Genomic DNA, 13,740 nt, shown 5'->3' with positions numbered 1-13,740 from the left:
CAAGCCCGCTCCCACAAAGGGGATTTGTGGTGTGGTTTTTCAGGCGGGGTAACCGGTGATTTTGCGGATACTCTGGTACAGCGGTTTGAGTTGGCGGTACATCCGCAGATAGACCTCTTTGTACAGTTGGTCGTAGACCTTCTGCGCCTCGGGTTGTGGGGTGAAGACAGTCCCGGGTCGAGTCATCGCCGCGATGGCCGCAGGGAAATCCGCGTGCAATCCCAACCCCACCGCACAACAAATCGCCGCCCCCAGACCGGACGCTTCATACACATGCGGACGCTCCGCCGGCAGACCAAAAACATTGGCCGTCAGCTGCATCGCCGCATCGCTCTGCGAGCCGCCACCGGCCACGCGCAAACGCTTGATCGAGACCTTCGAACGCCGCTCGATATTCTCCAGGCCCTGACGCAAGGCATACGCCAGCCCTTCCAGAATCGCCCTGTAAACATGCGCACGAGTGTGCACATCGCCGAAGCCGATCATCGCGCCTTTGGCCTCGACACCCGGCTCGCGAATCCCCGGCGACCAGTACGGTTGCAGCATCAAGCCCATCGACCCCGGCGGCACCGCATCCACCAGCGCATCGAACAGTTGCTCAGGCTCGATGCCCTGCGCTTGAGCCTGCTGTATTTCGCGCAGACCGAACTCGTTCTTGAACCAGCTGACCATCCAGTAACCGCGATAAATCATCACCTCGCAGTTGTACTGATCCGGTACTGCCGAGGGGTACGGCGGGATCAACGGGACGATTTCCAGATAGCGCGACCGCGTGCTGGTGATCGTCGCCGTGGTGCCATAGGACAGGCACACCGTGCTCGCATCGACCACGCCGGAACCGACCACTTCACACGCCTTGTCGGCGCCGGCGGCAATCAGCGGCAAACCTTCGGGAATGCCGGTGTGGCGAGCGGCCTCGGCGGTGATGTAGCCGAGGGTTTCACCGGGTTTGTGCAGGCTCGGCAATTGCTCCGGCCGCACCGCCAGCGCCTGCCATTTCCAGTCACTCGGCGCGGCCCATTTCAGGCGTTTGAAATCGAACGGCAGATAGCCGACGCAGCAGCCCACCGAGTCGACAAAACGCCCGCACAAACGATAAGAGAGAAACCCCGACAGCAGCAGAAACTTGTGCGTCGCCGCCCACACGTCTGGCTGATGCTGAGCGATCCAGTTCGCCTCAGCCTGGGCGCGAAAATAATCCACGGTGCCCTGCGCGCCCGCCAGTTTGAACAGCCAGCCCCACGGCCCTTTGATTGCGCCTTCGACTTCGCTCTGGCGTTGATCGAGCCACAAAATTGCCGGGCGCAACGGTTGGCCCTCGACATCGACGTTGATTACCGTGCCGCGCTGAGTGGTCAGGGAAACGCCGGCAATCTGCGCACGATCAATGCCGGTCTGCGCCCACACCTGCTGGCACGCCTCACCCAATTTCGCCCAGTAATATTCCGGGTCCTGCTCGGCCCAGCCCGGTTGCGTCGAGTAATAAGCCTGTAATTGGACCTTGCCCTTGCCCAGCAAATTGCCCTGCAAATCGAAGAGCAGCGCGCGCACGCTCTGGGTGCCGTTGTCGATCGCCAGCAGGTAACGCTTGTTCGGGTGGTTATCCATGGAGCTCTCTTCAGGGGGCATCAAGGCGCGGTCTCCGGCAACCCGTGATGGCGTTGCCACAACGCGCGGTAGCGCTGCAGTTCCTGCTGCCAATGCTCGTCGCTCCAGCCCAGTCGTGGCTGACAGAGTTCGCGGATGACGGGGAAATAATCTTCGCCACCCTGCGCCAGCAACAGGCCGAGACGGGTGCGGCGCAGCAACAGGTCATCAAGGTGCAGGACCATTTCCGCTTCGCAGGCGAACGCCAGTTCCGCCCACAACGTGTCCGTGGCGCCGACGGTGTCGTGGCCGATGTCGGCGATCAATTGCGCAAGCCTCGGCAGATCGCGGCCATGGCGTCCGGCGAGGCGTCGCCACTGGCCGGCGCTGAGCGACTGGATATTCAATGCAGGCACCGCTGCGAACACCGCTGCCGCGTCATCGACAAAAGGACGATCAAGCATCGCTGCGCAGGCCTTGAGCACTTCGATGGCTTGCGGGCGGAACGTCGTCAGTTTGCCGCCGGCCAGTGTCACGCAGCCGGGTTCCTGCCAGAGCACATGTTCGCGGGTTTCGTTCGACGGTTTGTCTTGAGTCGCACCTGCGCTGCCCACGACCGGACGCACGCCCGACCAGGTCGACAGCACATCATTCGCCGTCACTTCTGCGCCGGGGAACTGTTGTGTACAGGCCGCCAGCAGATAGTCGAGTTCCTCAGCGCTGATGCTCGCGCTCAGATCCAGATCTTCGCGATGATCAAGATCGGTGGTGCCCACCACTGTCGCCCCTTCCCACGGGAAAACAAACACCGGACGCCGATCCCGCTCATGCAGAAACGTCAACGCCTGGGCCACCGGCAAACGCCACCCCGGCAGCAACAGATGACTGCCGCGCAACGGGCGCAGTTGCCGTGGCGCCGCTGGCGGGCGCAAGCGCTCAGCCCAGGCGCCGGTGGCGACAGCGAGCACGCCACAACGCAATTGCAGTGACGAACCGGCCTCGCAATCCTCGACCTGAACACCGCACACTCGCCCGTTTTCTCGCAGCAGATGTTCGACACGCATGCCGTTGACCACGACGGCGCCATCGGCCCGCGCTTCGCTCAAAACGCGCATCACCAATCGTGCATCGTCGGTCAGCGCATCGACAAAACAGGTGCCGCCGAGCAAGTGGCGTTCCTTCAGCCCTGGCGCCCGATAACGCAACTGTTGCGCATCATGAAAACCATGGCTGCGGCGTCCCGCCAAGGCGTCGTAAACACTGAGCAAACCACCCAACACCCGTGGCCCGGGAAAGCCGCCGCGATAGTGCGGCATCATGAAACTCATCGGCTCGACCAGCCCTGGCGCTTCGTCGAGCAAGCGCTGTCGCTCGCGCACCGAATCGCGGGTCAAACGCCACTGGCCCTTGGCGATGTAACGCAAACCGCCATGGACCATTTTCGAAGAGCGGCTGGAGGTTCCCCAGGCAAAATCCCGTTGCTCCAGCAGCAGGCAGCGCCAGCCACGCCGCGCGGCTTCACGCAGAATGCCGGCGCCGCTGATGCCGCCGCCGATCACGATCAGATCCCAGGTGTCCTCGGCCAGCGTCGGCAATATTTGCTCGCGCCACGCGGCGTTCCAGTCCTGACTCATGGCCATCACTCCGGCAACAGCGTGCCGGGGTTGAGGCGCCCGGCCGGATCGAAGTGTTTGCTCAGCGCCTGCAACGTATCCATCGCCAAAGCGCCCTTTTCACGCAGCAGGTACGGCGCGTGATCCTTGCCCACGCCGTGCTGGTGACTGATGGTGCCGTGGTTGTCGACGATGGTCTGGCTGGCCGCATGCTTGAGCGCCTGCCAACGCGCCAGCGTCGCCGGATAATCCGCCGCCGGGCGAAACACGTAAGTGGTGTAGATGCTCGAACCTTCGCCGTAAACGTGGGACAGGTGAGTGAACACATGCACACGCTCACCCTCCGCTGCCAAGGCCTCGCGCAGACTGTTCTCGATGAGGTTGAGCAGGTGGTCGACGTTACTCCAGTCCGTGGCGGTTTCGAGAGTGTCGACCACGTACCCGGCGTTCCACAGATTCTCGCGCAGGTAAGGGAAACGGAAGCGGTTCTGCGCCCACTTCTTGCCGAGCAACGTGCCGGTAAAAACGCCGCCGAAGGCCTTCAGATGCTGCCGCGCCTGGCGCAAGGAAAGTGCGTTTTGCCGGCGATTGCCGGTCACGCCAAAGGTCAGCAGGCATTTGCCCTCAGCGGCGCCACGCAGCTTCAGATACTTTTCCAGCCAGGCGATTTGTTGCGGATGACCGGCCAGCGCCAGTTGCGTTTCGGTTTCCACAGCGTTGGATAAACGCAGCATCGACAGCGGCACCCGCGCCTGCGCCAATTGCCGGATGGCTTGCAGCGCCTTGCTCCAACTGGGCAGGAACACGCCATAGAAACGCTCATCCGCAGGCAATGCACTGACCCGTACCTTGACTTCGGAAATGATCCCGAACCGCCCCTCGCAACCGAGTACCACTTCGCGCAGATCGGGGCCCGCGGCAGACGCCGGAAAGGTTGGAATCTGCAATGGCCCGGCGAAGGTTTCCAGCGTCCCGCCCGCGAACAATTGCTCGATCCGGCCGTAGCGCAACGACTGCTGACCACTGGACCGACTGGCGACCCAGCCCCCCAGCGTCGACAACTCCCACGACTGCGGAAAATGCCCGAGCGTGTAGCCCCGCGCACGCAACTGACTTTCCACCTGCGGGCCGCTCGCACCAGGGCCAAAGGTCGCCAGCAGACTGTGCTCGTCGAGCTCGATCAGGCGATTCATCCGCGCCAGCGACACCGTTACCACCGGTCGCACCGACTCCGGCGGATTGATGTGCCCGGCCACCGACGTGCCGCCGCCATAAGGGATCAGGCACACATCCTGTTCATGGGCGAGCGCCAGCAATTGACGAATGTGTTCGGCGGTCTCGGGGAATGCCACCGCATCGGGATAGTTGCCCAGCGCACCTTCACGCAGCGCCAACCAGTCCGGCAAACTCTGGCCGCGCGCATGCAGCAAGCGGTCATGGGCATCGACGCTGTAGAGCCTGTGTGACTGCAATCGCGACGCCGGCACGCGCGCCAATGCCGCTTCCAGCGTGGCATCGGGCAGCGCACGCCCCTCGCCTAGCCGCTCATGGAGAAATTCCGCGCCTTGGGCCGGCAGTTCGACCACCGTGGTTGCATCTCCCCAGCCATTCCAGCGTCGCATGCGTGTGTCCTTTTTTGCCGTCAGATCAGTGATATTTCAGGCCCTCATACTAACCAGCCGCGCAAACGTGTCACGGTCGCATCCGGCCAGTTCGTGTAGCCAATTGAGTCAAACGTCGCGCAAGCGTCAGCCATTTACTTTAGTCGTGGTTTCAAATTACCTTTCAGGCATTTATCCGCCCACGCGGCCGTCGATCAAAGGAACGGGATCATGCAATCGCTCGGCTTCACCTCGGTTCCGCCGCTGCTCAAATACCTGCGTCATGCCGAACACCTGGGCATGGCGATCGAGCCGGCGTTGGCGGCGGCGGGTTTGCAGGCGCAGCAGTTGAGCGATAACACCCTGCGTTTGCCCGGTGAGGCCCATGAGCGTTTGCTGGATTACTTTTGCGAATACTCGGGCGATCCGTTGTTCGGCCTCAATGCGGCGAATTTCGTCCTGCCCAATTCGTGGAGCGTGCTCGGTTACATCACCATGAACTGCGCGACGCTGGGCGATGCGATGAGCCGGATCATGCCGTTCGAAAAACTGGTCGGCGACATGGGCGTCAGCCGCGCCGAAGTGCAGGACGGCCACGTGCATCTGATCTGGACCTGCCGTTATCAGCGCCCACGGATTCGTCGGCATCTGGTGGAAAACGTGTTGGGTTCGTGGCTGCACTATGCGCGCTGGATTGCCGATACACAGATGTCGCCGGCCGGTGTCTGGCTCGAACATCCATGCCCGGCGGAGGCTACGCCGGCGCAGTACGAAGCGTTTTTCGATTGCCCGGTGCTGTTTGATCAGCCTTATTCGGCGCTGATCGTGCCGCTGGCGTACTTGCAGTTACCGTTGCGCCAGGCCGATGCGCAGTTGCTACGAACGCTGGAAGAACATGCCCTGGGGTTGATGGCGACGCTTGCGGATGCGTCGCTGGAGCAGCAGGTGAAGAACATCCTGCGGCAATTGCTCAAGGAAGGTTTGCCGCGCAAGGAACAGGTGGCCGAGCATCTGGCGGTTTCAGTACGAACATTGCAGCGCCAGTTGCATCAGGCGGGGACGTCGTATCAGCAGATTCTCGATGATTTGCGCCAGGAACTGGCTGAACATTATCTGCTCAACAGCACGCTGCCGATTCAGGACATTGCGCAGTATCTGGGGTTTACCGAACCGAGGTCGTTTCATCGCACGTTCAAGAGTCGACGCGGGATGCCGCCCGGTGAGTTTCGGCAGATGCATCGCGGGTGATTGAGGAGGCTCAGCGTTACGCGAAACAGCTCCCAAATCCTTGCGGCGCGGACTTCTTCTTGCGGTGGGCCATTTTCCCCTCTCCCCAGCCCTCTCCCGAAGGGCTGGGGTGAGGCGTCTGGCGCTATGCATCGACCTGAATGACCGAGTCGATTATGGATTCGACCGAGCAGCTTCAGGTCGGCGTATCGCTCAAGCATCCCCGGATCGGTCCCCTCTCCCTCTGGGAGAGGGTTAGGGTGAGGGGCTGTTCAGTTCAGAGACAAATCGCGTTGGTAAACACCAACCGATTGCCAAACGGATCGGCAATCGTCATGTCCTGACTGCCCCACGGCATCGCCTGAATCTGCGGATGCGAAAACGTGTAGTCCTTGGCGATCAATTGCTGCTGAAACGCCTCCAGCTCATCGGTCTCGATGCGCAGCGCCGACCCGGGCGTCGCGTCGCCATGATGCTCGGACAGATGCAACACACACTCGCCACGCGACACCTGCAGATACAACGGAAAATTTGCCTCGAAACGGTGCTGCCAGTCGATCTTGAAGCCGAGAAAGTCAATGTAGAACTCGACAGCCTTGGCCTCATCGAAGATCCGCAGGATCGGGGTGGTTTTGCCGAAGCTCATGGGGTGCTCCCTGACTGATTGGCCCAAGAGTGTAGCCGGGCTTGATGTCAGCACTTCGGCTTGTTGATGGTTTTCTTTAGTCGCAATATGCCACTACTGTGACGCACTGCGCGAAACGTCAACGAAAGCCGTCGCGCAGATCGCCCTGGCGCGCAAGAAAACGCCCTTCCCGCCGACCATTCGCCTGCCCATCGCGATAGCTCAAAACACCGTTGATCCAAACCCCGTCAATACCTTGCGCGGCGCGTTGCGGATCGTTGAAATCCGCCACATCACGCACCGTCGCCGGATCGAACAGCACCAGATCCGCCCAATAGCCTTCACGAATTTCACCGCGCGCCTTCAACCCAAACCGCGCCGCCGACAACCCGGTCATCTTGTGCACGGCGGTGTGCAGCGGAAACAGCCCGACGTCGCGACTGAAATGTCCCAACACCCGTGGGAAAGCGCCCCACAGACGTGGATGCGGGAACGGGTCTTCCGGCAGTCCGTCAGAACCGACCATCGACAGCGGGTGCGCGAGGATTCTTCGTACATCCGCCTCGTCCATGCCGTAGTACACCGCGCCCGCCGGTTGCAGGCGTTTGGCGGCGTCGAGCAGCGGCAGGTTCCAGTCAGCGGCGATGTCGATGAGGTCGCGACCGCTGACCTGCGGGTGTGGTGTCGACCAGGTGATGGTGATGCGGTGGGCGTCGGTGACTTGCTTCAAATCCAGCGTCGATGAACTCGCCGCATACGGGTAACAATCGCAGCCAACCGGATGGTTTTTGGCCGCGTCCTCCAAGGAGGCGAGCAGCTGCGGACTGCGCCCCCAATTACCGACACCGGCACACTTGAGGTGGGAAATGATCACCGGTGATCTGGCGTGACGACCGATCTGAAAGGCTTCATCCATCGCCTCCAGAACCGGTGCGAATTCGCTGCGCAAATGGGTCGTGTACACCGCGCCGAATGCCGTCAGTTCTTCGCTCAGTTGCATCACTTCATCGGTCGACGCGTTGTAGGCGCTGGCGTAGGCCAGACCTGTGGATAAACCCAACGCACCGGCCTCGAGACTTTCACGCAACTGCGCACGCATCGCGGCAATTTCATCCGGCGTAGCGGTGCGAAACAGGTCGTTCAGATGATTGCTGCGCAGCGACGTGTGGCCAATCAGTGCCGCCACGTTCAGGCTGGTATTGGCCGCTTCAACCGCCGCGCGGTAATCGCTGAAGCGTGGATAGACGAATGCCCCGGCAGTGCCGAGCAGGTTCATCGGGTCAGGCGGATTGCCCTTCAGCGTGACGGGCGAGGCGCTGATCCCGCAGTTGCCGACAATGACCGTGGTCACGCCCTGGCTGAGCTTGGGCAACATCTCCGGCTGACGAATCACCACGGTGTCATCGTGGGTGTGCACATCGATGAAACCCGGCGCCAACACACGGCCGCCAGCGTCGATGTCTTCGCTCGCCGATGCATCATGCAAGTCGCCGATGCGCTCGATGCGGCCCTCACGGATCGCCACGTCGGCCTTGTAACCCGGCGTGTTGCTGCCGTCGATGATCAGCGCGTTGCGAATCAGGGTGTCGTACAGCATGTCAGTCTCCCAGCGGCAGGTGATCGTCGCCGCCACGGTATTCGTCGAGGGCCAGTTTGATCCGCCGCAGACGCTCTTGATTGTCTTCAGGACTGGCCAGCGCCAGCTCGGTGGCAAGCACGTCGATGGCGAGCAACATGCCGTAGCGCGCCGCCGTCGGTTTGTAGATGAACGAAGTTTCCGCGCCTTGCAGCGGCAGGACGATGTCGGCGAGTTCGGCCAGCGGTGAATCGGCGCGGGTGATGGCGAGAATGTGTGCGCCGTAGTTGCGTGCCAGCTCCACCGTCTCCAACAGCTCCGGGGTGATGCCGGTCAGCGAGCAGACAATGAGCACCTGCTCGGCGTTCAGGCTGGCGGCGGTGACGCGCATCATCACCGCGTCATGACAGACCGCAATCGGATAGCCGAGGCGCACCAGGCGCACCTGCAATTCATCGCTGCACAGGGTCGAGCAACCGCCCATGCCGAAAGCGTGAATCATCCGCGCCTGGCCGAGCAACTTCACGGCGTCGGCGAAGCGGGATTCTTCGAATCCGGTCAGATGCTGACGCAGGGTGGTTTCGATGTCGCCGACAATTTGTCCGTAGAACGCCGATTGTTCCGGCGTGCCCGCCGGGTCGAGAAAGCGGCTGCCAACGCCGCTGGCCTGCGCCAGTTGCAGGCGCAGATCTCGCAGGTCGCGACAGCCAACGCTGCGGGCAAACCGCGACAGCGTGGCGGTGCTGACTTCGGCCCGCTGCGCCAGATCTTCGAGGCTAGCGCTCGCGGCAAAGCCGACGTCGTCGAGCATCAGCCGGGCGATGCGCCCTTCGCCGGCGCTGAAGGAATCCTGGCGGGCGCGGATCTGGTAGAGGATGTCCATAGGCGGTGGGCTCCGGTTACAGCAGGCAAGAGAGGCCGACGGTCAGACCGAACGCGACCAGCGAAATCAGCGTTTCGAGCACAGTCCAGGTCTTGAACGTCTGCGCGACCGTCATGTTGAAGTATTCCTTGATCAACCAGAAGCCGCCGTCGTTGACGTGAGAAAAGATAACCGAGCCGGCGCCGGTCGCCAGCACCAACAGCTCAGGGTGCGGATAACCCAGACCAATGGCCACAGGTGCGACCACCCCGGACGCGGTGGTCATGGCCACGGTCGCCGAGCCTGTGGCGATGCGCATCAACGCGGCGAACAGCCAGCCCATGACCAGCGGCGACAGGTGGAATTCGTGAGCGAGGCCGACAATCTGATCGGTGACGCCGGCATCGACCAGAATCCGGTTGAGGCCACCGCCAGCGCCCACCAGCAACGTGATACTGGCAGTCGGTGCGAGGCATTCGTTGGTGAACTTGAGGATCGATTCGCGGTTGAAACCCTGGGCGATGCCCAGCGTCCAGAAGCTCAGCAAGGTCGCGAGCAGTAAGGCAATGACCGAGTTGCCGATGAACAACAGGAACTGATTGAAACCGCTGCCCGGTGTGGAAATCAACTGGGCCCAGCCACCCAGCAGCATCAACACCACCGGCAACAGAATGGTCGCCATGGTGATGCCGAAACCCGGCAGTTTGTCGCGCGGCTCGCGGTCAAGAAACTGTTTTTCCAGCGGGTTATCCGCCGGCAATTGAATGCGCGGCACAATGAATCTGGCGTACAACGGGCCCGCGATGATGGCCGTCGGAATACCGATGGCAATCGCATACAGCAAAGTCTGCCCGACCGACGCCTGATAGACCTGAACCGCGAGCATCGCTGCCGGGTGCGGCGGCACCAGCGCATGCACCACCGACAGGCCGGCGACCATTGGCAAACCGACCATCAGAATCGACACGCCGACCCGCCGTGCCACGGTAAACGCAATCGGCACGAGCAAGACGAAACCGACCTCGAAGAACAGCGGCAGGCCGACCAGGAACGCGATGCAGACCATCGCCCAATGCGCGTTCTTTTCGCCAAATTTGTCGATCAACGTGCGCGCCACCTGCTCCGCACCGCCGGACTCGGCCATCATCTTGCCGAGCATCGTGCCCAGCGCCACCACCAGCGCAATGTGCCCCAGCGTCTTGCCGACCCCGGCCTCATACGCCCCCACCACAGCCGACGGCGGCATCCCGGCGACCAGCGCCAGGCCGATGGAAATCAAGGTGATGACGATGAACGGATTGAGCCGGTAACGAGCGATCAAGACGATCAAAGCGATGATGGCGACAGCTGCATAAACCAGCAGCCAATAGCCGAAGTCGGGCGTCATGCGGTACTCCTCGAAAGGGTCACGTTCGAATGGGTTGTGAAACTCATAAATCATTTCGAGATCGAGATTTCAAACCGCATGAAAGTAATTTTCGCGCAGAGGCAAGGCGTGTCGCTCATGGGTATGTCTTGTCGCGATTAATGAAAATCACGGGGCGGGATTTACACGGTTGCGCCGCCAACACGAAACCTTTGGGAGCTGGGTTGCCTGGGATGGCGGTTGCACAGTCAACATGGGGTGTTGATTGAAATATCGCTTTCGCGAGCAAGCCCGCTCCCACAGGTTGATCGCGTTTCTTCAGTGTGGGAGCGGGCTTGCTCGCGAATGACTTCAACCCGCCCTCGCCCAATTCACTCTTGCGCAGGGCTCACGAATCAGCCTTTGAAGTCAGCGCTGGCGTAGGCGGCGAGTTTGCTCTGGATGAAGTCGAGGAAGCACTGGATGCGCAACGCCAGTTGCGAGTTCCGGTAGTACACGGCGTTGATCGGCTGGCGATATCCACTGTTGAATTCGGCCAGCAACACCTTCAGTCGACCGGCGCGAATATCGTCGATGGTCATGAAGTGCGACAGGCAGGCGATGCCCTGCCCTTCCAGCGCCAGATGCCGCACGGTCTCACCGCTGGAGGCGCTGATCGCCGGGGTAATTGGCCAGCGATCGCCGTGCACGTAACGCAGCGGCCACTGGTTAAGGCCTTCGTTCTGGGTGAAGCCGAGCAAGGTGTGTTCGCTCAAATCGGCCACTTGCTGCGGCGCCCCTTGCTTTTCCAGATACGCAGGGCTGGCGACGATCAGCAGCGGACTGCAACCCAGCGAGCGCGCATGCAGGGTTGAGTCAGCAAGGGTGCCGATGCGAATGGCGACGTCGGTGCTCTGTTCCAGCAGGTCAATGATCAGATCATTGCTGTTGAGTTCGAGCTGGATGTCCGGATAGCGCCCGCGGAATTCGTCGATATAAGGGACGATGGCGTGGAGCATGAACGGCGAAGCGGCGTTGATCCGCAAACGTCCGGACGGTGTTTGCTGGCGAGAAGACAGACGCTCTTCGAGTTGATCCATCTGATCGAGGATCAGCTTGGCCTGCTCGAAGAAATACTTGCCCTCTTCGGTCAGGTCCATGCGCCGCGTGGTGCGGTTGATCAGCGTGGTGTCGAGCTTGGCTTCCAGCCGCGACAGTGTGCGGCTGACCGCCGATGGCGTCTGCCCGACCTGTTCGGCGGCGGCGGAGATCGAACCGCACTCGATCACGCAGACGAAAATCTGCAACTCATCGGATCTGGCTTTCACGGGTGTCCTCAAATCGATTGGCCTGCGCCACAGGCTCAGGCCTTCGATAGTAGCCGAGCATCAGCCCTTGAGGCCAAACACCTCAGTCAGATGCTGCTCATAACGCGCCACATCACCCTCGATGTTCGGACGCTTCATCACGTCGACACAGAGGAACGTCGGCAACCCGGTCATTCCCAAAAACTCGTTGGCCTTGTGAAACGGGAAGTACACCGCGTCGACACCTTTGGCTTCGAAGAAATCGGTTGGATCATCGAAGGCTTGCTGCGGCGCGTTCCAGGTCAGCGACAGCATGTATTGCTTGCCCTGAATCAGACCACCGCTGCCGTACTTCTGCGAGGCATCGGAACGCGTGCGGCCATCACTGGCGTAGAGGCTGCCGTGGCCCTCGGTGAAGACTTCGTCGACGTACTTTTTTACTGTCCACGGCGCGCCCATCCACCAGCCCGGCATCTGATAAATGATCACGTCAGCCCAGAGGAATTTGGCCACTTCTTCAGCAACGTCGTAGCCCTCATCGATGAAGGTGGTTTTGACGTCGACGCCACCGCGATCCAGCACGCTCAGCGCGGTTTCGTGGAGGGTGGTGTTGTAGCGACCGTCAGAGTGGGCGAATTTTTTACCGCCATTGAGCAGCAATACTTTTTTCATCAGAAAACCTCGGCGCAGCCATGGGGCTGGATGGAGAAGGAAAATGGAATGGCGGCAGGTTAACGGTCCGCCTCGCGCGGAATAAGCCGTGATTACGCAAAATACATTTGACTGAAAAGCACGAATAGAACGCCGATTATTGCAATAGCATCCGCAGCCTTCTGAATTTGAGGAGTTGTTGCGATGAGTGAACGCCAGGGTTTCATCCTGCACGCCAAGACCCGCCCGGAAAAAGCCGAAGACTTTGAGGCGCTGTTTCGTGCCTATGTCGAGCCAAGCCGCGCGGAGCCGGGCTGCATCGAGTACCACATGCTGCGCGACAAGGAAGATCCGTCGCTGTTTATCTTCTACGAGATCTGGGAGAGCCAGGCGCACCTGGACGTGCATTCGAATCTGCCACACATGAAGGCATTCCTTGAACGACGCATGGACTACCTGGAGCGCGATTTCGATATCCGCGCCATCGACATGCTCAGCGAAGCCTCGGCTAAGCGCTGATCAACAAATGGGCGCCGAGCGCGCCCAGACCGATGAAGAACACCCGCTTGAACAGTACCGCGCTGATGCGCTGCCGCAGCCATTGGCCGAGCAGCATGCCAAGGACGGCGGGGACCAGCGCCAGCAGTGAGGCACTCAGTTCACCGCCGCCGAGTGCACCGCGCCAAAGCAGACCGCCCGCCAGCGCCAGGGTCGAAACGGTGAAGGACAGACCGAGTGCCTGCACCCCTTCATCACGGTTCAATCCCAGCGCTTGCAGATAAGGCACCGCTGGAATCACGAAGACGCCCGTAGCAGAGGTGATGACACCGGTGATCAAACCGCACACCGGACCGAGCCAGGTTTCGTGGCGGGGTTTGACCTTCAGCGTCGGCAGCAATAATCCGCTGAACGCATACAGCAACAATGCCGCGCCGAGCCCGCGCACCACCCAATGCCCGCCTGCCATGCCGATCCACAGCGTGCCGATGCCGGTGCCCAGGAAGATCATCAACAACATGGGCCAGAGGCGTTTGATCAGTCCTTTAAGGTAGCCACCGAATGCCAGCTGCCAGACATTGGTCAACGTGGCAGGGATGATCAGTAAAGCGGCAGCCTGCGACGGTGCCATAGCCAGACCGAGCAACCCCATGGCAACGGTGGGCAGGCCGAGACCGATCACGCCTTTGATCAGGCCGGCGAGGATGAAAGTGGCGATGACCAGCAAAGACAGGGCCAGACCGAGGTGTTGGTAGAAGTCGGTGAGTGTGTGCATGGCGTTACTGTGCCCCAGCCGGGGTTGGCTGAAAATCTGCCATATACTGAGGCAGCCTCTCACTGGACAAGAG

At 61.1% G+C, this 13,740-nt stretch carries 12 protein-coding genes; 2 read left to right on the top strand and 10 right to left on the bottom strand.

Annotation, left to right across the window (positions count from 1 at the left end):
- Positions 1-39 precede the first annotated feature (39 nt).
- The 3 genes from AACY19_RS08115 to AACY19_RS08105 are packed head-to-tail and all read right to left on the bottom strand — an operon-like array spanning position 40 to position 4,822.
- Entirely contained in the window at positions 40-1,608 is a 1,569-nt protein-coding gene (locus AACY19_RS08115; RefSeq protein ID WP_339449676.1) for an FGGY-family carbohydrate kinase, read from the bottom strand.
- 20 nt (positions 1,609-1,628) lie between these two features.
- The gene (locus tag AACY19_RS08110) at positions 1,629-3,221 is read right to left on the bottom strand and encodes a glycerol-3-phosphate dehydrogenase/oxidase (RefSeq protein WP_339449674.1); all 1,593 of its coding nucleotides are present in this window, start codon (positions 3,219-3,221) and stop codon (positions 1,629-1,631) included.
- 5 nt (positions 3,222-3,226) lie between these two features.
- Entirely contained in the window at positions 3,227-4,822 is a 1,596-nt protein-coding gene (locus AACY19_RS08105) for an FAD-binding oxidoreductase (protein WP_339449672.1), read from the bottom strand.
- Between the two features lie 210 nt (positions 4,823-5,032).
- Between AACY19_RS08105 and gliR the strand changes: the two genes are divergently transcribed.
- Entirely contained in the window at positions 5,033-6,049 is a 1,017-nt protein-coding gene (gliR, locus tag AACY19_RS08100; protein ID WP_339449670.1) for an AraC family transcriptional regulator GliR, read from the top strand.
- A gap of 256 nt (positions 6,050-6,305) precedes the next feature.
- Here the strand turns inward: gliR and AACY19_RS08095 are convergent, their stop codons facing one another.
- The 6 genes from AACY19_RS08095 to AACY19_RS08070 all read right to left on the bottom strand — a co-directional run bounded on the left by AACY19_RS08095 (position 6,306) and on the right by AACY19_RS08070 (position 12,415).
- Complete coding sequence (locus AACY19_RS08095) at positions 6,306-6,674, bottom strand: glyoxalase superfamily protein (RefSeq protein ID WP_339449668.1); 369 nt, start codon at positions 6,672-6,674, stop codon at positions 6,306-6,308.
- A gap of 118 nt (positions 6,675-6,792) precedes the next feature.
- On the bottom strand, positions 6,793-8,250 hold the full coding sequence (locus AACY19_RS08090) for an N-acyl-D-amino-acid deacylase family protein (RefSeq protein WP_339449666.1): 1,458 nt from the start codon (positions 8,248-8,250) through the stop codon (positions 6,793-6,795).
- Position 8,251: 1 nt separating this feature from the next.
- On the bottom strand, positions 8,252-9,112 hold the full coding sequence (locus AACY19_RS08085) for a MurR/RpiR family transcriptional regulator (RefSeq protein ID WP_339449664.1): 861 nt from the start codon (positions 9,110-9,112) through the stop codon (positions 8,252-8,254).
- A gap of 16 nt (positions 9,113-9,128) precedes the next feature.
- Positions 9,129-10,478 carry a GntP family permease gene (locus tag AACY19_RS08080; protein ID WP_339449662.1) on the bottom strand — a complete coding sequence of 450 codons (1,350 nt, stop codon included), beginning with the start codon at positions 10,476-10,478 and terminating at the stop codon, positions 9,129-9,131.
- A gap of 374 nt (positions 10,479-10,852) precedes the next feature.
- Positions 10,853-11,764, bottom strand: coding sequence for a LysR family transcriptional regulator (locus AACY19_RS08075; protein ID WP_339449660.1), 912 nt, complete (start codon positions 11,762-11,764; stop codon positions 10,853-10,855).
- A 60-nt stretch (positions 11,765-11,824) separates the two neighbouring features.
- On the bottom strand, positions 11,825-12,415 hold the full coding sequence (locus AACY19_RS08070) for an NAD(P)H-dependent oxidoreductase (RefSeq protein ID WP_339449658.1): 591 nt from the start codon (positions 12,413-12,415) through the stop codon (positions 11,825-11,827).
- 183 nt (positions 12,416-12,598) lie between these two features.
- Here AACY19_RS08070 and AACY19_RS08065 point away from each other — a divergent pair, with 183 nt between their 5' ends.
- The gene (locus AACY19_RS08065; RefSeq protein ID WP_339449656.1) at positions 12,599-12,913 is read left to right on the top strand and encodes a putative quinol monooxygenase; all 315 of its coding nucleotides are present in this window, start codon (positions 12,599-12,601) and stop codon (positions 12,911-12,913) included.
- Here AACY19_RS08065 and AACY19_RS08060 read toward each other — a convergent pair.
- Positions 12,903-13,667, bottom strand: coding sequence for a sulfite exporter TauE/SafE family protein (locus tag AACY19_RS08060; RefSeq protein ID WP_339449654.1), 765 nt, complete (start codon positions 13,665-13,667; stop codon positions 12,903-12,905). The genes AACY19_RS08065 and AACY19_RS08060 overlap by 11 nt on opposite strands.
- Positions 13,668-13,740: the final 73 nt, after the last annotated feature.

Source organism: Pseudomonas sp. EA_5y_Pfl2_R50, assembly GCF_963970475.1.
Classification (GTDB): Bacteria; Pseudomonadota; Gammaproteobacteria; order Pseudomonadales; family Pseudomonadaceae; genus Aquipseudomonas.
Note: the sequence above shows the minus strand (reverse complement) of the source record. Positions and strands in the feature narration are given on the sequence as shown.